This is a genomic window from Pseudodesulfovibrio profundus, from assembly GCF_900217235.1.
In the GTDB taxonomy this organism is placed as follows: domain Bacteria; phylum Desulfobacterota; class Desulfovibrionia; order Desulfovibrionales; family Desulfovibrionaceae; genus Pseudodesulfovibrio; species Pseudodesulfovibrio profundus.
In genome coordinates, this window is sequence record NZ_LT907975.1 from 340,666 (window position 1) to 363,113 (window position 22,448).

Annotated in this window: 25 protein-coding genes; 14 read left to right on the top strand and 11 right to left on the bottom strand. The window is 47.9% G+C overall.

Features of this window, described 5'->3' with window-relative positions; genetic code table 11:
* The first annotated feature begins 3 nt into the window (after nt 1-3).
* The 14 genes from DPRO_RS01640 to DPRO_RS01705 all read left to right on the top strand — a co-directional run bounded on the left by DPRO_RS01640 (nt 4) and on the right by DPRO_RS01705 (nt 11,334).
* Nucleotides 4-1,647: a CTP synthase gene (locus DPRO_RS01640; RefSeq protein ID WP_097010506.1), complete on the top strand. Its 1,644-nt coding sequence runs from the start codon at nt 4-6 to the stop codon at nt 1,645-1,647.
* A complete protein-coding gene (gene kdsA, locus DPRO_RS01645) occupies nt 1,648-2,457 on the top strand; it encodes a 3-deoxy-8-phosphooctulonate synthase (protein WP_097010507.1) in 810 nt (269 codons plus the stop codon). It begins immediately after the preceding gene.
* The gene (locus DPRO_RS01650; protein WP_097010508.1) at nt 2,450-2,977 is read left to right on the top strand and encodes a KdsC family phosphatase; all 528 of its coding nucleotides are present in this window, start codon (nt 2,450-2,452) and stop codon (nt 2,975-2,977) included. Before kdsA ends, DPRO_RS01650 begins: the two co-directional genes overlap by 8 nt.
* A complete protein-coding gene (lptC, locus tag DPRO_RS01655; protein ID WP_097010509.1) occupies nt 2,978-3,583 on the top strand; it encodes an LPS export ABC transporter periplasmic protein LptC in 606 nt (201 codons plus the stop codon).
* Between the two features lie 9 nt (nt 3,584-3,592).
* On the top strand, nt 3,593-4,420 hold the full coding sequence (locus DPRO_RS01660) for an LptA/OstA family protein (protein ID WP_097010510.1): 828 nt from the start codon (nt 3,593-3,595) through the stop codon (nt 4,418-4,420).
* On the top strand, nt 4,420-5,145 hold the full coding sequence (gene lptB, locus DPRO_RS01665) for an LPS export ABC transporter ATP-binding protein (RefSeq protein ID WP_097010511.1): 726 nt from the start codon (nt 4,420-4,422) through the stop codon (nt 5,143-5,145). Before DPRO_RS01660 ends, lptB begins: the two co-directional genes overlap by 1 nt.
* A 222-nt stretch (nt 5,146-5,367) precedes the next feature.
* Complete coding sequence (rpoN, locus tag DPRO_RS01670) at nt 5,368-6,774, top strand: RNA polymerase factor sigma-54 (protein ID WP_097010512.1); 1,407 nt, start codon at nt 5,368-5,370, stop codon at nt 6,772-6,774.
* Nucleotides 6,775-6,811: 37 nt separating this feature from the next.
* On the top strand, nt 6,812-7,354 hold the full coding sequence (hpf, locus tag DPRO_RS01675) for a ribosome hibernation-promoting factor, HPF/YfiA family (protein ID WP_097010513.1): 543 nt from the start codon (nt 6,812-6,814) through the stop codon (nt 7,352-7,354).
* Between the two features lie 3 nt (nt 7,355-7,357).
* On the top strand, nt 7,358-7,807 hold the full coding sequence (locus tag DPRO_RS01680; RefSeq protein ID WP_097010514.1) for a PTS sugar transporter subunit IIA: 450 nt from the start codon (nt 7,358-7,360) through the stop codon (nt 7,805-7,807).
* Between the two features lie 18 nt (nt 7,808-7,825).
* Complete coding sequence (gene rapZ / locus DPRO_RS01685; RefSeq protein WP_097010515.1) at nt 7,826-8,707, top strand: RNase adapter RapZ; 882 nt, start codon at nt 7,826-7,828, stop codon at nt 8,705-8,707.
* A gap of 2 nt (nt 8,708-8,709) precedes the next feature.
* On the top strand, nt 8,710-9,147 hold the full coding sequence (locus DPRO_RS01690; protein ID WP_097010516.1) for a PTS sugar transporter subunit IIA: 438 nt from the start codon (nt 8,710-8,712) through the stop codon (nt 9,145-9,147).
* Nucleotides 9,148-9,155: 8 nt separating this feature from the next.
* Entirely contained in the window at nt 9,156-9,617 is a 462-nt protein-coding gene (locus DPRO_RS01695) for a PTS sugar transporter subunit IIB (protein WP_097010517.1), read from the top strand.
* A 25-nt stretch (nt 9,618-9,642) separates the two neighbouring features.
* The gene (locus DPRO_RS01700; protein WP_097010518.1) at nt 9,643-10,317 is read left to right on the top strand and encodes a PTS sugar transporter subunit IIC; all 675 of its coding nucleotides are present in this window, start codon (nt 9,643-9,645) and stop codon (nt 10,315-10,317) included.
* A gap of 96 nt (nt 10,318-10,413) precedes the next feature.
* Nucleotides 10,414-11,334, top strand: a complete 921-nt coding sequence (locus tag DPRO_RS01705; protein WP_097010519.1) for a manganese-dependent inorganic pyrophosphatase — start codon at nt 10,414-10,416, stop codon at nt 11,332-11,334.
* Nucleotides 11,335-11,481: 147 nt separating this feature from the next.
* Here DPRO_RS01705 and dapA read toward each other — a convergent pair whose 3' ends face one another.
* The 11 genes from dapA to DPRO_RS01760 form a co-directional block, all read right to left on the bottom strand.
* Entirely contained in the window at nt 11,482-12,363 is an 882-nt protein-coding gene (dapA, locus tag DPRO_RS01710) for a 4-hydroxy-tetrahydrodipicolinate synthase (RefSeq protein WP_097010520.1), read from the bottom strand.
* Between the two features lie 43 nt (nt 12,364-12,406).
* Nucleotides 12,407-13,267 carry a UshA-like (seleno)protein family 2 gene (locus DPRO_RS01715; RefSeq protein WP_420705228.1) on the bottom strand — a complete coding sequence of 287 codons (861 nt, stop codon included), beginning with the start codon at nt 13,265-13,267 and terminating at the stop codon, nt 12,407-12,409.
* Nucleotides 13,268-13,543 (bottom strand): HU family DNA-binding protein, encoded by a 276-nt coding sequence (locus DPRO_RS01720; RefSeq protein WP_097010522.1) that lies wholly within the window; start codon nt 13,541-13,543, stop codon nt 13,268-13,270.
* Nucleotides 13,544-13,674: 131 nt separating this feature from the next.
* Nucleotides 13,675-14,484, bottom strand: coding sequence for a MinD/ParA family protein (locus tag DPRO_RS01725; RefSeq protein ID WP_097010523.1), 810 nt, complete (start codon nt 14,482-14,484; stop codon nt 13,675-13,677).
* A gap of 12 nt (nt 14,485-14,496) precedes the next feature.
* The gene (locus DPRO_RS01730) at nt 14,497-15,339 is read right to left on the bottom strand and encodes a GGDEF domain-containing protein (RefSeq protein WP_232005672.1); all 843 of its coding nucleotides are present in this window, start codon (nt 15,337-15,339) and stop codon (nt 14,497-14,499) included.
* A protein-coding gene (prfB, locus tag DPRO_RS01735) for a peptide chain release factor 2 (RefSeq protein ID WP_097010525.1) occupies nt 15,332-16,442 on the bottom strand; the annotation gives its coding sequence in 2 pieces (ribosomal slippage) (nt 15,332-16,366 and nt 16,368-16,442; 1,110 coding nt in all). Before prfB ends, DPRO_RS01730 begins: the two co-directional genes overlap by 8 nt.
* Nucleotides 16,443-16,454: 12 nt before the next feature.
* Nucleotides 16,455-17,963 (bottom strand): apolipoprotein N-acyltransferase, encoded by a 1,509-nt coding sequence (gene lnt, locus DPRO_RS01740; RefSeq protein ID WP_097010526.1) that lies wholly within the window; start codon nt 17,961-17,963, stop codon nt 16,455-16,457.
* Nucleotides 17,964-18,785, bottom strand: a complete 822-nt coding sequence (locus tag DPRO_RS01745) for a hemolysin family protein (protein ID WP_097010527.1) — start codon at nt 18,783-18,785, stop codon at nt 17,964-17,966.
* Between the two features lie 122 nt (nt 18,786-18,907).
* On the bottom strand, nt 18,908-20,788 hold the full coding sequence (gene mnmG, locus DPRO_RS01750; RefSeq protein ID WP_097010528.1) for a tRNA uridine-5-carboxymethylaminomethyl(34) synthesis enzyme MnmG: 1,881 nt from the start codon (nt 20,786-20,788) through the stop codon (nt 18,908-18,910).
* Between the two features lie 14 nt (nt 20,789-20,802).
* On the bottom strand, nt 20,803-22,023 hold the full coding sequence (locus DPRO_RS01755) for a M20 family metallo-hydrolase (protein WP_097010529.1): 1,221 nt from the start codon (nt 22,021-22,023) through the stop codon (nt 20,803-20,805).
* Between the two features lie 98 nt (nt 22,024-22,121).
* Nucleotides 22,122-22,406, bottom strand: a complete 285-nt coding sequence (locus DPRO_RS01760) for a PxxKW family cysteine-rich protein (protein ID WP_097010530.1) — start codon at nt 22,404-22,406, stop codon at nt 22,122-22,124.
* Between the last annotated feature and the right edge of the window lie 42 nt (nt 22,407-22,448).

Genomic DNA, 22,448 nt, shown 5'->3' on the forward strand with positions numbered 1-22,448 from the left:
CGTATGAAAACCAAATTCATATTTATCACGGGCGGTGTTTTGTCTTCTTTGGGCAAAGGACTGGCCGCAGCATCCATTGGCGCACTCCTCCAGGCACGGGGGCTTAAAGCGACCATCCAGAAACTGGATCCATACATCAACGTTGATCCAGGCACCATGAACCCCTTCCAGCATGGTGAGGTTTATGTAACCGATGACGGTGCCGAAACTGACCTCGACCTTGGTCACTACGAGCGCTACCTCGGTACTTCCCTGAGCCAGCAGAACAACTACACCTCCGGTTCGATCTACAACTCCGTTATCGAAAAGGAACGTCGTGGCGATTATCTCGGTGGTACTGTTCAGGTCATTCCGCATATTACCGACGCCATCAAAGAGGCTGTCATCAACCTTCCCAATGGTGAAGACGTCGCTCTGATTGAGATCGGCGGAACCGTTGGAGATATCGAAGGTCAGCCCTTCCTTGAAGCGATTCGCCAGCTCAAGAACGACCTCGGAAAAGAGAACGTTCTCTACATCCATTTGACCTTGGTTCCGTACATCAAGGCCGCAGGTGAGTTGAAAACCAAGCCTACTCAGCATTCGGTCAAGGAACTCCGCAGTGTCGGTATTCAGCCCGACATCATTATCTGTCGTTCTGAAGTCGAGCTTGAAGCTGACCTCAAGCGTAAGATTGCGTTGTTCTGTGATGTTGATTCCGATGCTGTTTTCACAGGCGTTGACGTTTCTTCCATCTATGAAGTGCCCCAGAAGTTTTATGAAGAGGGCGTCGATCAGAAAATCGCCATTCTTCTTAAACTCCCTGCAAAGAACGCAGAGCTTGAGCCGTGGGAAAAGCTGGTCCACACGCTCCAGAATCCAAGCGGGTCTGTCCGTATCGGTATCATTGGAAAATACGTTGACCTGACGGAAGCCTACAAGAGCTTGCACGAGGCATTGGTACATGGCGGTGTTGCCAATGAGGTAAAAGTCGAACTTGTTTACCTTAATTCCGAAAAGCTGACCGCCAAGAATATCGCCAAGAAGATGGCTGGACTTGATGGTATCCTCGTTCCCGGTGGCTTCGGTTCCCGTGGAGTCGAAGGGAAAATCCAGGCAATCAAGTTTGCTCGTGAGAACAAGGTGCCTTTCTTCGGTATCTGTCTGGGCATGCAGTGTGCTTGCATTGAGTTTGCCCGTAACGTGATCGGACTTGAGGGTGCCAACTCCGAAGAGTTCGACATGAATACGGAACACAATATCATTTATCTCATGAAAGAATGGTATGACTTCCGCACCAAGAAAACGGAAACACGGTGTGAAGAGTCTGACAAGGGCGGAACCATGCGTCTTGGCTCCTACCCATGTAAGCTGAAGAAGAATACCGTTGCCTACGAGGCCTACAAGACTGTCAATATTGATGAACGTCATCGTCATCGCTTTGAATTCAATAACGAGTTCATTCCGCAGTTTGAAGAGAACGGTATGGTTCTTTCCGGAACAGCTCCGGACGAGTCTTTGATGGAAATCGTAGAATTGCCCGATCATCCCTGGTTCCTCGGCTGCCAGTTCCACCCGGAATTCAAGTCCAGGCCAATGGATCCGCATCCTTTGTTCAGAGACTTCATTAAAGCTGCCAAAAAGGATAAAGAAAAGAGGGGCAACTAGTTGTCATTCAACAATTTGTATGAATCAAGCCGGTCCGGTCCGTTCATTCTGGCCGGACCGTGCGTCATTGAGAATAGAGAGATCAGCCTGAAGACCGCATCGACTCTTGCGAAGATTGCGGACAACTTAGGGCTGACTCTCGTGTTCAAGTCTTCTTTTGACAAGGCGAACCGAACATCTGTTACGAGCTTTCGCGGCCCTGGCATGGATGATGGTCTGTCTATTCTGGCTGAAGTGAAAAAGGAAACAGGGCTGCCGATCGTCACTGATATCCACCATCCTGAGCAGGCTGCTCGGGTGGCTGAGGTTGCTGACGTTCTGCAGATTCCTGCATTTCTTTGCCGTCAGACAGATTTGTTGGTTGCAGCAGCCAAGACTGGTGCAGTCATCAATATCAAGAAAGGGCAGTTCCTGGCTCCATGGGACATGAAAAATGCCGTCAACAAGGTTCGAGCATCTGGCAATGAACAGGTGTGGTTGACTGAGCGAGGGGCAACCTTCGGTTACAACAACCTTGTCGTCGATATGCGCGCCATATCTGAAATGAAGAAGTTTGACGTCCCGGTTGTCTTCGATGCGACGCACTCGGTCCAATTGCCCGGAGGACAGGGCAGTTCATCCGGCGGACAGCGCGAGTATGTCCCTGTCTTGGCTTCAGCGGCTGTGGCTGCTGGTGCCGACGGTGTATTCATGGAAACTCATCCTGATCCGGAAAACGCCATGTGTGATGGGCCCAACAGCCTGCCTCTTGATAAGGTGGAAGCATTGCTGATCCGGTTGAAGGCTATTTGGGAGATCAACAATGAGTGATCGCGCAGTGGAGATCGCCAAAAGCATCAAGCTGTTGTTGCTCGACGTTGATGGTGTCCTGACTGACGGCGGCCTGTATTATGACGACAATGGTCTTGCCATGAAGCGTTTCAACGTTCAGGACGGCCTTGGGATCAAGCTAGCCCAATCGGCCGGACTGGAGATTGGTGTCATTACAGGTCTCAACCAAAAGCCAGTGGAGACTCGTGTACGCGAGTTGGGTATTCAGCACTATCATCCCGGCCATCACCGCAAGGCGCCTATCGTTGAATCAATTTGTGATGAAATCGGTATTTCTCCGTCTGAAGTTGCATTTATGGGTGATGACTGGATCGACCTCGGAGCCATGAGTCTTGTCGGCTTGGCTATGAGTGTACCCAATGGACAACCAGAGGTAAGAGCCGCTGCAGACTGGATATCTTCTCGCAAAGGCGGAGATGGGGCTGTTCGTGAAGCCATTTCTTTTTTGCTGGAAGCTCAAGGACTACTTGAAGAAGCAAAGAAGCAGTGGGTTGATTAAATGAAAAGGCGTCCTGCGCTTATTTCGCTGCTTATCCTTTCCATCGGTTTGGCTGTCGGCATGGCAGTCAAAAGAATGTACTTTACTGATCCCGAATCATCGGTTCAGCAGGCTGACCAGACCAACAAGACACAGCAGGAACTGATTGATGAATCCTCTATCAAAGCTGAAGATATTGAGCTGGTTCAGGGACAGCAAGGTGCGTTGAGTTGGAAGCTGCTTGCCACTTCTGCGAAGTATAATCAGGGGCAGGGCCTTGTTGGCGTAGAACGACCTCAGTTGACGGCGTTTTATGGTGAGGATCGAAAGGAAGTATACGTCAGAGGCGATCGAGGGATCGTCGATCAACGCAAGGACAACCTCACATTGTATGAGAACGTCGGAGGGCGTTTTGGCGATATGGAACTTGAGGCAAAAGAGATGGAGTACCTCGGTTCCGCTGAAATGGTATACCTCAAGGGCGGGGTCACTGTTCGTCGACCGGACATGACGCTGACCGCCGATACTGTAGAAATCAATCTTGCTACACGCCAAATGCTCGCTGCCGGAAATGTCGTTGCTTTGCTTGCATCCAATAATCTAGAGGGAACCCCATTCAAAGAGTAGGGAAATCATATGCAAATCATGAGAATTGTTCATGTCGTTCTATGTAGTTTTTTGCTGTTATTTTGCAGTTTTGGTTTTGCTATGGCTCAGGATTGGGGCGAGATTCGAGAAGCAACCGCGAATTTGAATGTTCGTGATAAACGATCCCCTCAAGGTGAACACGTGGTCACGCTTGCGAAAAAGCAACGTGTCAAAGTCGATTTCCTGAAAGATGATTGGTACGCGATTTTCAACCTCAATGAGAAAGTCAGGGATTTGAATAATGCTGTCGGATATGCCAATGCAGCATACTTGGTTCCTGTGAGTGGGGCAGGCAAAGAGAGTTCCGGAGTATCAGGTACTGGAGAAATCAAATCTGGAGTGAGCGCACAGCCTGAAAAGGCTAAAAGTAGTGGGGGACTCGAAGCTACAGGGGCACCTGTAAAGATTACTTCAGATCGAATGATATACGATGAGGCGAAAAAGACCGTGTCCTTTGTCGGCAACGTCGTAGCAATTCATGGAAAGCTGACCCTCTGGTCAGAGAAGCTGACGGCATTCCTCACTACCACTCAAGGTTCATCATTAACCTCTGATTCCATTGATCGTATCGTTGCAGAGGGCAATGTCCGTGCAGAGAAAGGAACATCCAAAGGATCCTGCGGAAAGCTGACGTATTATGTTTCCAGTCAGCTCCTCAAGATGGAAGACAACCCCAAACTTCAGGATGGTTCCAACAGCCTGAGTGGTAACGTTATCAATTTTTATGCACGTGAAAACCGTAGTGAAGTTGTCGGTGGTGACGGAAAGCGTGTGCGGGCTGTCTTCATGACCCCGGAAGGCGTGAAGGTACCATAATGTCACAGGGTCTTGTTGCTGCTGATCTGTCCAAGCGATATGGGCAAAAAGAGGTTGTTCACTCTATCAACCTAGAGTTGAACCCCCAGGAGGTCGTTGGGTTGTTGGGGCCAAATGGCGCAGGCAAGACGACCACCTTTTACATGCTCGTTGGCATTGTCAAACCTAATACAGGTAGGGTGACACTGCGTGATGAGCCTCTCACCAATAAACCTCTTCATGAACGCGCCCGAATGGGGGTCAGCTATCTGCCTCAGGAGAGTTCCATTTTCAAAAAACTGTCCGTACGACAGAATCTTGAAATCATATTGGAACAAACAGCTCTGAGCCGAGCAGACCAGAATGCCCGTGCTCAAGAATTGATGGAGATGTTCCGGATTACGAAATTGGCGGATCAACCAGCCATGTTTTTGTCTGGTGGTGAGCGTCGTCGTTTGGAAATCGCTCGGGCGTTGATAATGAATCCGAAGTTTATTCTTCTCGACGAGCCCTTTGCCGGAATCGACCCGATTGCTGTAATCGATATTCAGGAAATCATTTCAGTCTTGAAAAGCATGGGGATCGGTATCCTGATTTCCGATCATAATGTCAGAGAAACCTTGAATATTTGTGATCGGGCATATCTCGTCTATGAGGGAACGGTAATTCTTGAAGGTACGCCAGAGGAGATTGTTGAAGACAGTCAGGCTCGGCAAATTTATCTTGGTGAAGACTTCAGATTGTAGTTTATCAAGCCTTATTTTGATAAGTCGATTTACACTCCATGTAAACGTTGGTACACTTTTTTCATGGGGCGATTGTTTGTAAAATAGTTCATATTTTTCAATAGTTATATTTGCACGCTTGCCACATGGTTTTCAGTGTGTCATAATGATATTCAAGTTATTTGGTTTTTATTAATGGATTCAATTTAGGCAGTATTTGGAAGCATGCCTTAAGGCTGGTATATGGGACTCGAACTTAGACAACAACTCAAGCTCTCGCAGCAACTGGTCATGACGCCTCAGCTGCAGCAAGCCATCAAGCTGCTGCAACTTTCGCGTTTGGAGCTGCTGGAGACTGTTCAGCAGGAATTGATGGAGAATCCGTTTCTGGATGAAGCAGAAACGGAAACTGAAATTCCTGAGCGAGAAGAGTTGACAGAGTCCCAGGCTGAAGAGGAACTTGTTCGGACTGCTGACTGGGAAAACTATCTTGGTGAATTTTCCAGTACATCCAAGCAAGCGGCATCCAGGGACTCTGAAGTCCCGGAAGAAGGGGTGTCGTTTGAAGCTCGCCTGGCATCCAAGCCCTCGCTGGAAGGTCATCTCCACTGGCAGATGCGTTTGTCCAATTTTACTGAGCGAGAGATTGAAATAGGCGAAGCGGTCATAGGGAATATCGATCATAATGGATACCTCCAGGCATCCAATGATGAGATACGATCCATGGTCCCCGCAACGGATGAGGAAATCGACAACCTTGTTCATCGCATTCAGCGCCTCGATCCGGTTGGTGTGTGCGCACGGACCCCCCAAGAGTGTTTGGAAGTGCAGATGGAGGTTCTTGGGTACGACGATCCCATCCTCCAATCCCTTGTCAGGGATCACCTGGAAGACCTCGAAAAGAATCGATACAAGCCGTTGGCGCGGAAGTTCAAGATATCCATGGAAGAACTCAAGGAATATCTTGATCTCATGCAGACACTTGATCCGATGCCCGGTACCAATTTTTCCAGTACTGAACCGCACTATGTAAGTCCTGATGTTTTCGTTTACAAGTATGGTGATGAGTTTGTCATCATTCTGAATGAAGATGGGATGCCGAGACTGCAAATGAATTCTTTCTACATGGACTCCATGCGCGGAGCTGTCGAGAAAGAGAAAGAGTATTTTCAAGAAAAGATGCGTTCTGCAGCCTGGTTGATGAAAAGTCTGTACCAACGGCAGAGAACTTTGTATAAAGTAGTTGAAAGTATTATTCGTTTTCAAAAAGAGTTTTTTGAAGTGGGCGTCACAAAGTTGAAGCCACTCATACTCAAGGAGGTTGCTGAAGACATCGAAATGCATGAATCCACCGTTAGCCGGATTACCACGAGCAAGTATGTTTCCACTCCGCACGGGATATTTGAGTTGAAGTTCTTTTTCAACAGTGCGTTGGATCTTGACGATGGTTCCCAGGTGGGTTCGGAGAGCGTTAAGGCACTCATTAAACAGATGATTGCCGAAGAAGATACGAAGAAACCGTTGAGCGATGAAAAAATTGGCGAAATACTCAAGGATAAGCTTGAGGTGAACATCGCCAGGCGTACCGTAGCCAAGTATCGCTCAGCAATGGGGATTCCATCTTCGTCCAAGCGCAAGCAGTACTTCTGATTTTGAACTTGTTGGACCTATAAACAGGAGGTAGCACATGAACATAAGCTTCACTTTCAAGGATTTTGAGCCGTCCGATCATTTGAAGGGCTATGCACAAAAGCGATTTGAAAAGGTAGGCAAGTTCGTCTCCGACTCCGATGAGGCCGATCTTCAGGTAAACCTGTCGGTCGACAAGTTTCGCCATAAGGCCGATGTTATCCTGAATGCCGATAATATCCATATATCAGCGTATGAAGACTCCGAAGACATGTATGCGACCATTGATATGGTCGTTGACAAGTTGGAAGCACAACTTCGAAAGATGCGTGAAAAGATGAAGTCTCGCGTCCGTTCCGGGCGAGGCAACAAGGTGCAGACCAATTTCTTCGCTTATGAAGAAAGCAATCGGGAGGCCGGACCTACCATTGTTGGCACCGACACATATGAACCCAAGCCAATGTCCATTGATGAGGCTGCATTGCAACTGAATTCGCTCGACAATGATTTCCTCGTATTCCTGAATGCGGAAACAGAAGGTGTTAATGTCATTTACAGGCGGAAGAACGGCGATTACGGCCTGATTGATCCTGGTAATTAAATTATGAAATTAGGTGATTATCTGGAGAAGGATTTGATCCTTCCCAATCTGACTTCCGACTCAAAGTCGGGGGTTTTGATGGAACTCATATCCCCTGTGGGTAAAGCTCTTTCCGAATTGGACACGGACTACGCAGTCCGTGTCCTTCTTGATCGTGAAAAACTCGGCACTACGGGCATCGGAGACTCCATTGCCATTCCTCATGGTAAACTGGAGAACCTGGAAAAGGTCGTTGTTGTCGTAGGAAGAAGCCCTGAAGGGGTTGACTTTGAAGCGCTGGACAATCGTCCGTGCTCTATTTTTTTCCTGGTGCTTGCTCCCGAGCAAATCGCGGGGATGCATCTTCGGATACTCGCTCAGATTTCCAGAGTGCTTAAAGATAAAGAATTTCGAGAACGGTTCATGGAAGCCAAAGATGTTGAAGAACTCTGGAAGCTTCTACAAGACGTATAATTCGCAAAGGGTCTCTTCTTGAGTACATGCAATTCATTTCCCGTGGTTATTGTAACCGGTCTTTCCGGATCAGGGAAAAGTACCGCACTTAAGGTGTTTGAAGATCTCGGCTTCTTCTCTATTGATGGGTTGCCCGCTGGCATGTCGGCCAAAATTGCCGAATTGATGATTCGGCAGGACTCCCGATATAGGGGCCTGGTGCTTGGCATGGACATGCGTCAATTGGAGTTGGTGGAGAGCTGGGATGAAGCTTTGCGCGAGCTCCAGGCTTTGTGTTTTAAACCACAGGTTCTTTTCCTTGAAGCAAAACGATCCGAACTGGTTCGGCGTTATGCGACAACCAGGAGGATGCATCCTCTTGAGAGTCAATCTTTGGGGTTGGAACAAGCGCTTGAGCACGAAAAAGAGCTTTTGAGCACCATTCGGCAAAATGCTGACCTCGTGTTAGATACGACCGATTATTCTGTTCACGACTTGCGACGTGTCATTCAAAGCAAATGGGATGCTATTCAGGAACTCGGCTCTGGAATGCGGGTTCATGTGATTACGTTTGGCTTCAAGTATGGCGTTCCAACTGAGGCCGATTTCGTATTTGATTTACGATTCTTACCGAACCCATACTTTGATGCCTCACTCAAACAGATGTCCGGATTGGACGATGCCGTTCAAAAATATGTTCTTGAAAGTGAAGAAGGGCGTGGGTTCAACGAAAAATTTCTTGAATTCATAACATATATGCTGCCGTTGTATGCGAATGAAGGTCGCTATAGAATAACTCTGGCCCTGGGCTGCACAGGCGGTCGTCATCGTTCTGTCTCTGTTGCAGAGTCCTTGCTGGCGACACTGAAAGAAAAAGGGTATGCAGTCACAATTGAACACAGACACATGGAACTTGGATAAACATGACTGTATCAGAGAAGAAAAAAGCCCGACAGATAGGTGTTGTAATAGTGACACATGGGGACTTTGGGCAGTCCCTGCTTGAGGCTGGCACCAGCGTGCTGGGTCCACAGGAGAATTGTGTTGCAGTTGGGGTCGATGTCGAAAAGGGGGTTGATGAAACCATGGAGTCAATCCGCAAGGCGATTCGTTCCGTAGATGAAGGGCGAGGTGTGCTGGCATTGACCGACCTTTTTGGTGGTTCTCCTACGACCATGAGTCTTTCACTCATGAAGTCCGAAAAACTGGAAGTCATTACCGGTGTGAATCTGCCGATGCTCGTAGCAGCTATACAGGGCAGGGCTATGGATTTGGAGCCATTGGCGGAGAAAGTACGCGTTGCAGGAACACAAGGTATCAAAGTTGCTGGTGCCATGCTGCGCAAAAGGACTAAGAAATAGGAAGCCCCGTGACTCTTGTTCGAATTGATAATCGTTTGATCCACGGCCAAATCATTGAAACATGGTTGCCTTATACCGGGGCAGAAGTTGTTGTTGTGGCCAACGATGAGTTGTCAAAAGATGCCCTCCAACAAGAAATAATGTCGCTTGCCATACCACACAGTGTCACCAGTGTTTTTGTTGGTATTGACGACCTTTCTGCAAAGATTGATTTTCTCGGCAGTCAGAACAGTGGATCTGTCATTATACTGTTTTCTAGTTGTTCTGATGCTAAAAAAGCATATGACCGTGGATTTTGCTTTGCGTCATTAAACATTGGCAACGTCCATTACAGCCCTGGAAAAAAGCAAATTTCACCAAGTGTTGCACTCTCTGATGACGATGAACACTGTTTGAAAGTGTTATCACGCAAAGGCGTTGAACTCGATTTTCGTTGTGTTCCCAATGATCCTGTTCAGGTGAGGTTCTAGGTATGCCGGTCACAAGTCCTTTTGCTTGGTTTGCCATTGTTGCTTTTTTTTTGCCCTCTTTTCCTTGTTCCGATATGTAATTAGTATTGGATTTATTGAACGTCCGCTTGTCGTAGGCCTTTTCTGGGGTGTGTTGACAGGTGACTACACCCTCAGCCTCTATATTGCCATCTTCTTTGAGCTTTTCTGGTTAGATTTGATCCCTGTTGGCACATTTATTCCTCCTCATCTGACAGCTGCCACGTTTTCCGCATTATCGCTTGCGACCTTTTTAGGATATGAAACCCCATCTCAAATGGTTTTCATTTTCTTCGCCAGTATGCCCATGGCGTGGTTTGGAGCGAAAATGGAAGGAGTGATTCGAGACAGGGAGAGAGTGAACTACAACAGGTTGCTCAATTGGGCTCGAAATCCAGAGTCTGACGCTATTCCGACTCAAATCGTCGCACGATCTGCCGGCAGAACGTTTGTTGTTGCATGGGGCCTTTTCTATGTTTCAACGCTTGTGTTGTATTTCACATTTCAGTTTGTAGCAGGGTTGTATCCCACGCTGTTTACCACGATTAAAATTTCCTGGCCTCATTTGTGGATAGCGGCCTCTATCGGCGGATTAATGGCATTGCGACTGAAACAAGCTAACATTGTCCTCACTACAGGTATTACAATCATCGCTGTTTTCGTTATTTCCGGGTGTTTTTAACTTGGCAGCCGATCTAGTTTGTGATATTTGGCACATTCTATTCAACGAGTGATTTTTCCTGTTCATCAGGATTCATTTAATTAGGAGGATTTTGATATGGCTATTTTGGTTGTTGGACACAAGAATCCGGATACGGATACCGTTGCATCCGCTATTGCTGTTGCTGATCTTTTCACCAAGCGTGGTCAGGAAGCCAAAGCTATCACCCAGGGCGAAATTGCCCCTGAGTCTGCTTTCGTTCTTGAGAAGTTTGGTTTTGCTGCTCCGGAAGTTGTCACTGACGCTACCGACCAGAAAATTATCCTGGTTGACCACACTGACATCTCTCAGACCATCGAGAATCTGGACAAGGGCGAACTCATCGCTGTTGTTGATCACCACAAGTTGGGCGACGTAACCACTCCGAATCCTCTTGAAATGTGGGTTTGGCCTGTTGGCTGTACCGGTACCGTAATCAAGGCTATGTACGACTACTACAACATCGAGATCCCGGCTAACGTTGCTGGTATCCTGTTGTGTGCTATCTTGAGCGACACCGTCATGTTCAAGTCTGTCACTTGCACTGACCAGGATAAGGCTGCTGTAGAAGCTCTGGCCAAGATTGCTGGTGTTGAAGACATCGAAGCTCTGGGCATGGAAATGTTCAAGGTCAAGTCCGCTGTTGACGGCGCTTCCGCCAGTGAACTGGTCTTCCGCGACTACAAAGATTTCGATATGTCCGGCAACAAAGTTGGCATCGGCCAGCTGGAAGTTGTTGATCTGTCCATGCTGGATGCTCACAAAGAAGCTCTCCAGGCTGAAATCGAGAAAGTCAAAGCTGACGGCCGTCACTCCGTCTTCCTGCTTTTGACCGATATCATGAAAGAAGGCTCCGAGATGCTGATCGCATCCGACGATCCTACTGTCGTCGAAAAAGCTTTTGGTGTCGCCACCAAGGGCGAGCCTGTCTACCTGGATGGCGTTATGAGCCGCAAGAAGCAGGTTGCTCCTAACTTCATCAAAGCCTTCGAAGGCTAAGCAGATCTGTTATTGAGCGCAAAGTTAGCCCGGTGCATACGCACCGGGCTTTTTTTGTTTGAAGTAGGGGGGCAAATAATGGTAGGTAAAAGCCCAAAAAAAAGCGGAGAGGTTGCAACCTCTCCGCTTTTTTAGTGAGCTCTATTACTAAATGACTTTGGCTTCTTTCAGCACAGCTTCTAGCTTCGGTAGATTCTCTTGCTGAAGTGGAACGATAGGCAGCCTGAATTCCGCTTCCTTGAAAAGCCCCATCATCTTAAGTGATGTTTTGACTGGGATCGGGTTGGTTTCCATGAACATGGCACGGTTCACCGGTGCCATAAGAAGGCTAAGATCAAGCGCCTTTTCATGATCCTTCTCAAAGAAAGCCTTACACATTCCACTCATGGCAGCAGGCATAATGTTCGAAATGACGGATATCACACCGCGTCCACCAACGGCCAAGAGGGGAAGTACGGTGAAGTCATCGCCTGAGAGGAGATTAAAATCCTTTCCACACTGCTCTATTACCTGTGCGGCCTGATTCAGGTCTCCTGTTGCCTCTTTCACAGCAATAGCTTCGGGTACTGCGTCCACGATCATTTTCAAATGCTCAGGAAGCAGATTCAAGCCAGTTCTACCAGGAACATTGTATATGACAAAGGGCATGGAAACTTCTTTGGCAATAGCCTTGAAGTGTTCCACCAGTCCACCTGGGGTAGGCTTGTTGTAATAAGGAGTAATCTGCAAGGCTGCGTCTGCTCCGGCATCCTTGGCGAGCTTTGTTAACTGGATGGCTTCTTTGGTCGAGTTTGAACCGGCTCCGGCTACAACAGGGACTCGGCCTTTAGCTTGATCGACGCAAATGGATATGATGCGTCCTTGCTCTTCATGATTCATTGTTGCGGCTTCGCCTGTGGTGCCACAAGGGACAAGGCCGTCAATGCCTTGTTCTATCTGCCATTCAATGAATGCGCGGTAGGCTTCTTCATCAATTTCACCATTCGTAAATGGTGTGGAAAGAGCGGTAAATGCTCCTCGAAATTCCATTTTCATCCTCCTGGATGTCTTGCATGTTTGCAGTGAGTAGCCTTTACTTGAAAAAGTTAGCTACTTCCGGGTTGTCATAATATTTGTCACTTAAGCCGATTGATTGAGAGATGATTTTCTCAGGTTCAGACCATGCAAAAGGTTTAGTACGGTCGGGCCAAGCAAGCAGTTTGACCTCGATCACCGTTTTCCCCTTATTGTATGTCCTGTACCAAATACATCTACCATCGGCCAGGATACGCCCTGTGACGCCGGATCCATTACCACTGCCTAACAGTATGTCCGGAATATGTTCCGGATTTCTAGCCAAAAACTCTCGTTCAACTTTCCAACCCCAATCTGTGATACCTATAAGCAAGTTCACGCTTTGCTTATGTTTTTTGATTTGATCTGAAAGAGAGTTTAGAGTGGCATCAGTTGGGATTTGGTCGATTTCATCAAGTGATGGAAACCGCAAAAAACCGATTTTTTCGCCTGTCTCTAAAGTGATCAGTGTGAATGGTTCTTTCTCCGCCGTTTTTCGGGACGAATCTGGAACACAGTTTGATTCTTCAAAAAAAGCAGCTTCTTCTTTTGATAACAAACCTACATCATAGCCAATGAAGTCATAGGCTTTTACTAAACCCTTCAGATCAGAAAGGGGCAGGGATGTGCTCTCCGGACTCAGGTACTCGTATCCGCCAGAGACCTTGATTGTCGGAGCCGTAGAACGATGCACATCAAAAAAATACGTGGCCCGCCGGGCCACACCTCCAATGGTTTTACCACCTCATGAAGGACATGGTCGCACCGTGCCAAACGTATTTGCCGAATAGAGAATACTCAACAACGGTTGCTCTGCATGCGCAGCACTACTACACAGGAGAAGTGCCCCACAAAGCAGGCAATATGTTAACCAATGCATCTATTCGTTGATAAATTCTTTCAGCTCTTTGCCTGGGCGGAAGAAGGGGAGCTTTTTGGGTCTGACCTGAACAACGCTTCCGGTCTTGGGATTACGGCCGGTGTATCCGTCGTATTCTTTGATCTTGAAACTACCGAAACCGCGAATTTCAACACGATCGCCGCGGAGGAGTGCTTCTTTAACGGAATCAACGAAAGCTCCAACAACATTGGTTGCTTCGTCAACATGCATTTTTTTCTCTTCGGACAGAGCCTTAATCAGTTCGCTCTTGTTCATGATGTCCCCCTGAGACATTGAGTTTTCTGCGTTCGTGAACCACGGCTGTCAACATCGATACGTAAAAGTATCATAAATTCTCACTAACTATGCCGAAATTTGGCTCTTTTCGTCAACCCCTTATTTACTTTTTACGAAGAAATAAGGTCTTTTAAAATCGGACGTGCTGCAATCCGCTCTTTATTATCTTGGCGGTAGCGCATGATCTTGCTTGCCAACTGCCTGATATCATTGCTTGCTTTTGAGTTTGGTGCATGCTTCAGAAGAGGTGTCTGATGGCGAACGGAATCTACCAAAGCTGAGTCCTGATGGATGAAACCCAAGTTTCTCAGTTCGATATTCAAGAAGTTTTTACATGCTGCAGCAAGACGCTCGAATGTCTGTTTGGCCTCATTTGCGGAAGTGGCCTGGTTGACTACTACAAGGAAGTCTTTCACGTCATGCTGGGTCGCCAGGACTTTGATCATTGCGTAGCTGTCCGTCAATGATGTTGGCTCCGGAGTGACAACTACAATTCGCAATTGTGTAAGGGATGCCATTTGCAGAACGGTCTGACTGATTCCCGCTCCAAGGTCCAACATCAGGTAGTCGTACTCACCAGCAAGAGTGATCAACTTGGTGAAAAGAATTTCCTGAATATCCTCATCCATTTCAACCAATTCCGGCACGCCGCTGGTGGCAGGCAGCATGTCGAATCCATCCTCGATGGGGTAGAGCACATCTTCTGCATCTACGCCATTTTGGATAAGGTCATGAAGATTCCGGTCTGGAGAGATGCCAAGTAGGACATCCAGATTGGCCAATCCGAGATCGCAATCCATAAGCATGGCAGTCATTTCTGCCTGATGAAGGGCGTATCCAAGGTTGAGCACTATATTGGTTTTTCCAACGCCACCCTTGCCGCTCATGATGGCAAGACTCAAAGTGTTGTTGCTATTCATGTCCTGTCTCCATTATTTTCCACCAAAAAGGAATTGCTTTTCATTGGCCTGAACCAAAGTGTCGTTCGGAACATTGTCGACAAAAAGTAGTTTGGATACTTTGACCTGATCCTTGCCAGTGGTCTTGGCTTCATACAAAGCATCATCGGCAAGTTTGACAAGTTCCTCGGCTGTGACCCCAGAACTTCCTTTGAAGCAGGTGAGCCCGACAGATGTCGTTACACTGAACGTCCCGTCGCCATCGGTTCGCTCAAACTCTATCTCTCTGAATTCGCCTAACAGACGGCGTAACAAACGTTGGGCTTTCACAAGCCCCGAGCCTGCCATGATGAGAGCAAATTCTTCACCGCCGTAACGTGCCGCCAGGTCGTAACGCCTTGTTGTTTTCTGGAGCTTTTTAGCAAATGTGGCCAGAACCTCATCACCTTTTGGGTGACCATAGGTGTCATTGATGGATTTGAAATTGTCCAGATCAAAAATGGCGATTGATAACGGTGTCTTGGCCCTTTTGGAGCGTTCGATTTCAATATCAAGAGTACGGTCAAAAGCCCTGCGGTTAGCAAGCCCGGTTAAGGCATCGTGTTCTGTTTGATACGCCAGTCGTTCCAGGGTTTCCTGAAATTGTTTCAACTGAGGGTATGCACTACCATCTATAGGCAGCGTCAGCCAATTACCCAAGTCGTATTTTTGAGAAATGTCTTCCCATTGATCTGAGGACACACCTTGAATCTGCCTGAAAATCCATAGGGTGTTTTCTGCATCGGTTGAGCCGGTAGCATGGCTCCCCAACTCTTCCTGTAGTCGAGCCAATTCAGCAGCCAACTCATTTTCCGGGAACTGAGATAGTTTATCCATGCGCATGAATGTAGAGTAGGTGGTTTCTGATCATTTCATCCAGATCCCCATCCAGAAAAGCTTCAACATTACCGACCTCACTATTGGATCGATGATCTTTCACTAAGCGATAGGGCTGCAGGGTGTATGTCCGTATTTGACTTCCCCAGGCAATGGCTTCTTTGGATTCGTAGTCCTGCCTGCGGCTTTCTTCTATCTTCTTGAGCTCTACTTCATAAAGGCGAGCCTTGATGAGCCTCAGTGCTGTGGCCTTGTTTCGGTGTTGCGATTTTTCATTTTGACACTGGGCAACGATACCAGTGGGGATATGGGTAATCCTCACGGCAGAACTCGTTTTGTTGACGCTTTGACCGCCGGGCCCGCTTGAACGAAATGTGTCGATTCTCAGATCTTCATCTTTTACTTCGATCTCGATATCATCGTCCATGTCCGGATAAACATCTACCGAGGCAAAGGAAGTATGACGGCGCCCGGAAGAGTCAAAGGGAGAGATACGGATGAGTCGATGTACGCCGACTTCACCTTTAAGCAAGCCGTATGCGTACAGCCCTTCGATTTGAATAGTGACGGATTTAATCCCGGCTTCATCTCCAGGTTGAAAGTCGAGTTGTGTGACTTTAAAACCTTTTCGTTCGGCATATCTGTTATACATCCTGAGTAGCATTTCAGCCCAATCCTGCGATTCGACTCCGCCGGCCCCGGGGTGTATTTCCAGAATTGCATTATTTTTATCATGCTCAAATGTGAACATGGTCGCCAGTTCAGTGCTGGCAAGATGTGAAGAAAACAGTTTTATCTGTTTTTCCAATGCTGTGAGGACTTCTTCATCAAGGTCTTCGTTGGCTAGCTCAAGCCAGGCCTCGAGATCTTCCTTGGCCTCGATCAGATCGTCATACATCTGCTTTTTAGTACTTAACTGACTCTTCTCCTTAAGAGTTGGAGTCAATTCATCCGGCTTGTCCCAAGCACCAGGTGCGGAAAGCTCTGTTTCTATTTCTTCAAGTCGCTTGTCTGTTTGAGCATAGTCAAAGACGCCCCCAAAGGGATGCGAATTGCTCTAAAAGATCAGAGGAAAGTGATTTTAATTCAGCATAGTCCGACATGTATGATTGATCCTATGTATCTTTTTTTCGTCTTGGGAAGAATAAAAAGCCAATGCTTAGTACGGCAAGTATAATTATGCTTGTTTTAATCCGAGTGAAATACTGATGGTAGATTGTCTTGTCTTTGATCGGAGCAACCTGGCTGCTTAAAGTCTCAGCCTTGAATTGTACTGTTGTACTCTGGACGCTACCAATTGGTGTTATGAATGCTGATATCCCATTATTGGTGCACCGTATCAGCCACCGACCTTGCTCTACCGCTCGCATGGCAGACAGATTGAGGTGCTGCCGAGGAGCTGAAGTGTCACCGAACCACGCATCATTACTAATATTAAGAAGGGCACTTGCTCCTTTTTCAACCTGCTTCTGGGCAAGTTCCGGAAAGACGCCTTCATAGCAAATCAGCACGCCAAGAGCAATGCCGTCACTGATCAGCGGCGAATTGTTCTTCCCGGGCACAAAATTCCCGACGGCTTTAACCAGCTTTTCAAAAGGAACCCATTCCTGCAAAGGCATATACTCACCAAAGGGAACCAGGTGTTCTTTGTCGTAAGACTGCGTCATTCTACCAGTCTCATCGATCAACCAGGCTCGGTTGAGGAGGTTATACGCTCTCGTTTTCAGGTTGATGACATTGTATGCAGGGGAGCCTGTGACAATATGTACACCAGAGTCCTTTGCCAATCCCTGAATGGAGTCGTTGAAAGGAGTTCTATCCTGCAAATAGAACGGCATGGCTGTTTCAGGCCATACAACAATTTTGGAGTGATTTTTCTGAATGGCTTCCTGTGTCAATTGAATATAGGTATTGACCGTTTCAGCCTGGAATTTTTGTTCCCATTTTTGGGCTTGATCCACGTTTCCCTGAATGATCGAAACCATAACGTCAGGTTCAGGCTGTTTGCTAAAATCAACCCGATAGACACCATAGCCTCCTATGAACAATATCAAGCTCACAGCGAGTAGTGGTGTGCTTCTGTAGGTTGAGTAGAGCAGCAAGGCCACAGCAAGAGAGGTAAGTATGCCTGACAATCCATATGCGCCCACCAGTGAAGCTGGTTGGATGGCATAAACCCAGGGTACGAAAGCTGACCCCAGGTTCATCCATGGAAAGCCGGAAAACATGGTTCCCATGGCTATTTCCATTGCAGCCCAAAGTACGCCGGCAACCAAGCAAAGGGATACTCCTTGCAGTCGGCGGCCAGCTTTATACATGAGCAGGGAATAGCCTGCATAGTAAAGGCCCAGTATTCCGGCCAGGAGTACTGGGCATGGTAAGGCTATGTACCAGGGGAGGGCGCCATATATCTGAACAGGGATGACGACCCAATATACTATTCCAACACCGGCCAGAAGAGCTGCGATCCACCCGTATTTAAATGCCTTTTTAGCGGATGTTGCCCTGAGGCCAATCCATGAAAGACATAGGGGAAATAGCAATGCGGCCAGGGGAAAGTGTAGCAGTGGATTGGCAAAACCTATCCAGGCTCCCAGTGCTGCAAAGACAACGAGGGAGAGCACCTAGGCCTCTTCCAGGATTTCTATCCGGATTGACCAGATTTGCCGATCGTCAGCTTCAAGTATTGTGAAGCGCCGTCCGCCAAACGTGAAAAATTCATTCTGGTTGGGGATTCGTCCAGCCATGGCAGCAATGTACCCACCTATGGAGTCGACATCGTTGCTTTCCAGTGCCAGTGAACACTTTTCACAAACTTCTTCCAGTGGAGTTCGTCCTGAAACTATGAAGACCCCGTTGGGCAATTCCTGAATGTCATCGGGGCGTACCTCGTCGTATTCATCGGCAATTTCGCCGACGATTTCTTCAAGAACGTCTTCCATGGTAACCATGCCCGATGTCCCACCATACTCGTCCTGAACAATGGCCATGTGGAGCTTTTCTCGCTTAAAGGAAGAAAGAATCGAATCAAGCTTACTTTCTTCAGGAACGAAAAAAGCAGGACGCATGATATCTGTGATGGGAAGGTTATCCTTTCCTTTCAGCAAAGGGATCAGCAAATCCTTTGAGTGGACAACACCAATGATGTGATCCCTGGTTTCAGTGTAAACCGGAATACGCGAATGAGCACCTTGTGTAACTATAAGGTGAGCAACATCCTGCACGGTCTGCTGATCATTAGCACAGACCATGTCTCTTCTGGGTACCATGATTTCGGTGACTCGTTTTTCATCGAAATCAAGTATGTTGAGAAGCATTGAGACTTCATCGCGGTCGATTTCGCCTTCAGCCTTTGCTTCAAGAATGTGCTCTTCCAGATGTTGGCTGTTATTGCCAAAAATTTTTTTAATAATGTTGATGAATCGACTGTCAGACCCTTCGTCCAAGACCAGACTCCTTGATAGGTGTTACTGAAATCTGTTTTTGCTATTAGACACAAGCATCATTGCATAAGAGCTATTTAGACAGTGGAAGACCCCCTGTCAATAGGACGACAAGAGAAGGATTGTTACAAAAAACCAAGCTTTTTAAGGTGGATTTCCAAACAGGATATGGCGGCAGGTGTAACGCCTGAAATGCGACTGGCCTGTCCAAGCGTCATGGGCTGCACGTTCGTCAGCTTTTCTTTTACTTCCGTAGTGAGCCCTGCAACATTTGCATAATCCAGGCTAGGCGGTAATGTTACGTTTTCAAGTTGCTTGAATTTTTTGACAAGCTCTTCCTGTTTGACAAGATACCCTTCATAACGAAGCTGTGTTTCAGCTTCCCGTAATACTGCATCATCCATCTCAGCCAATTGTGGATAGAAGACCTCAAGTTCTTCAATTGTCATCTGAGGTTGACGAAGCAGGGCGGCCAGCTCGACGGCTTTGCCTGGGATCGATGCGCCAATCGAGCGCATTATTTCCCTGTTTTCTGCATTCGGTTTGATCCGTATTGATTTCATGGCCTCAATTACGGTCTGTAATTGGTTTTCTTTACGTGTGAAAATTTCCCAATGCTGATCGTCGACAAGACCAACTTCGCGCCCCTTGGGGGTCAGGCGTTGATCGGCATTTCCCTCACGAAGCAGCAGTCGATGTTCTGCGCGTGAAGTGAACATGCGATATGGCTCCAGCGTTCCTTTGGTGACTAAATCATCAACCAGGACAGCCATATATGCTTGATCACGCGAAAGCAGGAATGGTTCACGGCCATCATGTTTTGCAGCAACATTCAGTGCTGCCCAGAGGCCTTGTGCTGCAGCTTCTTCGTAGCCGGAGGTGCCATTGATTTGTCCGGCCATATATAGACCGTCGACACGCTTGGTCTCCAGAGTCGGCTTCATCTGAGTCGGGGGGACAAAGTCATATTCGATGGCATAGCCAGGGCGAACAATTTGGGCATTCTCCAAGCCGACAATTGCTGCAACCATTTTTTTTTGAACATCAAAAGGGAGGCTGGTCGGTATGCCGCTAGGATACATTTCAGGATTGTCCAACCCCTCTGGCTCGACAAAGACCTGATGCCGGTCCTTTTCCGGGAACCGGGCAACCTTGTCTTCAATGGAAGGGCAGTATCTGGCACCAGTTCCTTCAATGACGCCGGTGAACATCGGAGAACGGTCGAATCCGGTTCGGATAGCATCATGGGCTTCCGGATTGGTATACGTCAGATAGCAGGGGACCTGCTCCAGAGGAACCGTCTTGTTGCGAAAGCTGAAAGGCTGAGGTGGATCATCACCAGGCTGGATCTGCATTTTGTCGAAATCGATGGTCGACTTCAGCAAGCGTGGAGTTGTTCCGGTTTTTAGTCTTCCCAGCTCAAATCCAAGTGACCTGAGCGAATCCGAAAGTGTATTGGATGCAGGGTCACCAAAGCGGCCACCTTTGAAGTTGCTGAGCCCAACGTGCATCAACCCTTTCAAAAATGTCCCGGTAGTGAGCAGTACTGCGTCGGACGGGATTGATTCGCCCAACTCGGTCTTAACTCCGCAGGTTCGACCATCTTCGACAAGTATTTCGGAAGCGGTGTCTTGGAAGACCCAAAGGTTGTCCTGGGAAAAAATCGATTTTTGGACAACGCGCATATACTCGGCGCGATCAATCTGAGCGCGACTCGAGCGAACGGCTGGACCTTTGCGAGTATTCAGAATGCGGAACTGTATCCCGGCGGCATCCGCCCACAGTCCCATCATTCCACCCAGTGCATCGATCTCTTTGACCATGTGTCCTTTTGCAAGCCCGCCGATGGCTGGGTTGCATGAGAGATGGCCAATCCTATCAATGTTGATCGTCAGCAGTAACGTCTTCAGACCAAGCCGGGAAGATGCCATGGCAGCTTCACAGCCGGCATGACCTGCGCCCACGACTATAAGGTCGAACTTCTGCGGAAAAGGAGCTTTATCCATGGCTGTAGGCTGAATCAGGAGATCAGCATGTCGGCTATAACTTTTGCATCACCGATCGTGTTCTTTATCGAGGCCCATTCATTGGGCTGGTGAGCGCAGTGGTTGAGGGTGGCCCATACAACGACATGGTAGCCTTTGCGGCGAAGCAGAGCGGCTACGGTGCCGCCACCAACGCCAACGGGGCGCGGAGAGTTGTTGTAGACCCGCTTGATACTGGCAATGGTCTTTTGGACAATCTCACTGTCTTCCGGTGTTGCCGGAGCAGCCTGTTCGCGCATCGGAACTTCATAAGAAATGGTTACGCCGTATTCGTCTTCAACTTCTTTGCCGTATACTTTAATCTGGTCGAGGATTTCGTCCAGGTCGTATTCAGGCATTACGCGGGAATCGACGTAGAAGACATCGCGCCCGGGAATGGTGTTGACGTTAGTAACGTTTGCTTCCTTCATTGTCGGCTGAAAAGTCGAGCGAGGAGGATCGAATATGGGATTTTCCGCATCAAAAATATCTTCAAGTTGTTTAATCTTGAGAATCATTGCAGAGGCCGGGACAAGAGTATTAATCCCCTGGTCTGGAGTGGAGGCGTGGCATTGCTTGCCTTCAACTATGACTTTCAACCAGAACATGGACTTTTCTGCAACTTCGACCATATCGGAAGTCGATTCACCAAAATCCGGGACAAGAATAAGGTCTTCTTTTTTGAAAAGCTCTTCATGTTCGCGAAGCAGGTAGTCAAGGCCAAAGGTCGAGCCTGTTTCTTCATCTGCAATGAATATCATACCGTAATTGATTTCAGGGGTGATCCCATTGTCAATCAGAGCATGGGCGGTCAACAGGGAGGAAACTATTCCTTGCTGATTGTCTTCGACTCCGCGGCCAGTAATGACATCGCCATCGCGAACCACGGTGTATGGGTCTGAGTTCCACAATCCCAGATCGCCCGGAGGAACGATATCGGTGTGCGAAATAACCCACAGGGTTTTTTCTGTGTTTTTGCCAGGTATGATGGCTGCCACACTAGGTCGGTATCCGCAACTGACGCTTTCGTCCGGAGCACGATATTCACGAATGTCAGCAATTCCCATGGACTTCAGGTAGGATAAAAGAAAATCTGCTTTTTCTTTTTCTCCGTCCCCGCCATTTTTAGGGCCCATGGCAGGAATGGCAGTCAAAGCGGTCTGCAGTTCGACTACTCGATCAGATTGTTTTTCTATCGTATCAAAAACTGATTTCATAAACGACGCCTCCGGCTGCCATTTTAATAGCTGTTGTTTGTACTCAAAGCAAAAAAAAAGGCGGGGTCCAAGCCCCGCCCCTTGTCTGAAACTGGTTCCTAGCGACCGCGAGCGGCACGTTTGGATGCCTTCAGCGGGTTGACCTTGACCGCACCGGCGCTGTCAACCTCTGCACGGACGTGGGTGGCAAAGTTGCAAACACCGTGAGCCCATTTCATTGCAGGTTGGGCGTAGGCAGGGCAGTACTTGCCGCCTTCTACAGCAGCAACACGTTCGCAACCTTCACATTTCTCAACAATTTCTTCCATGATCATGCCCTTGTAGCTGAGACCTTCATCAGTCTTTACAGCGCCCTCAAGGGAAATAGCTTTTTTCTTGGCCATTGTGTGCCTTCCTCCTAAAAAATGAATCGGCTAAAATTATGC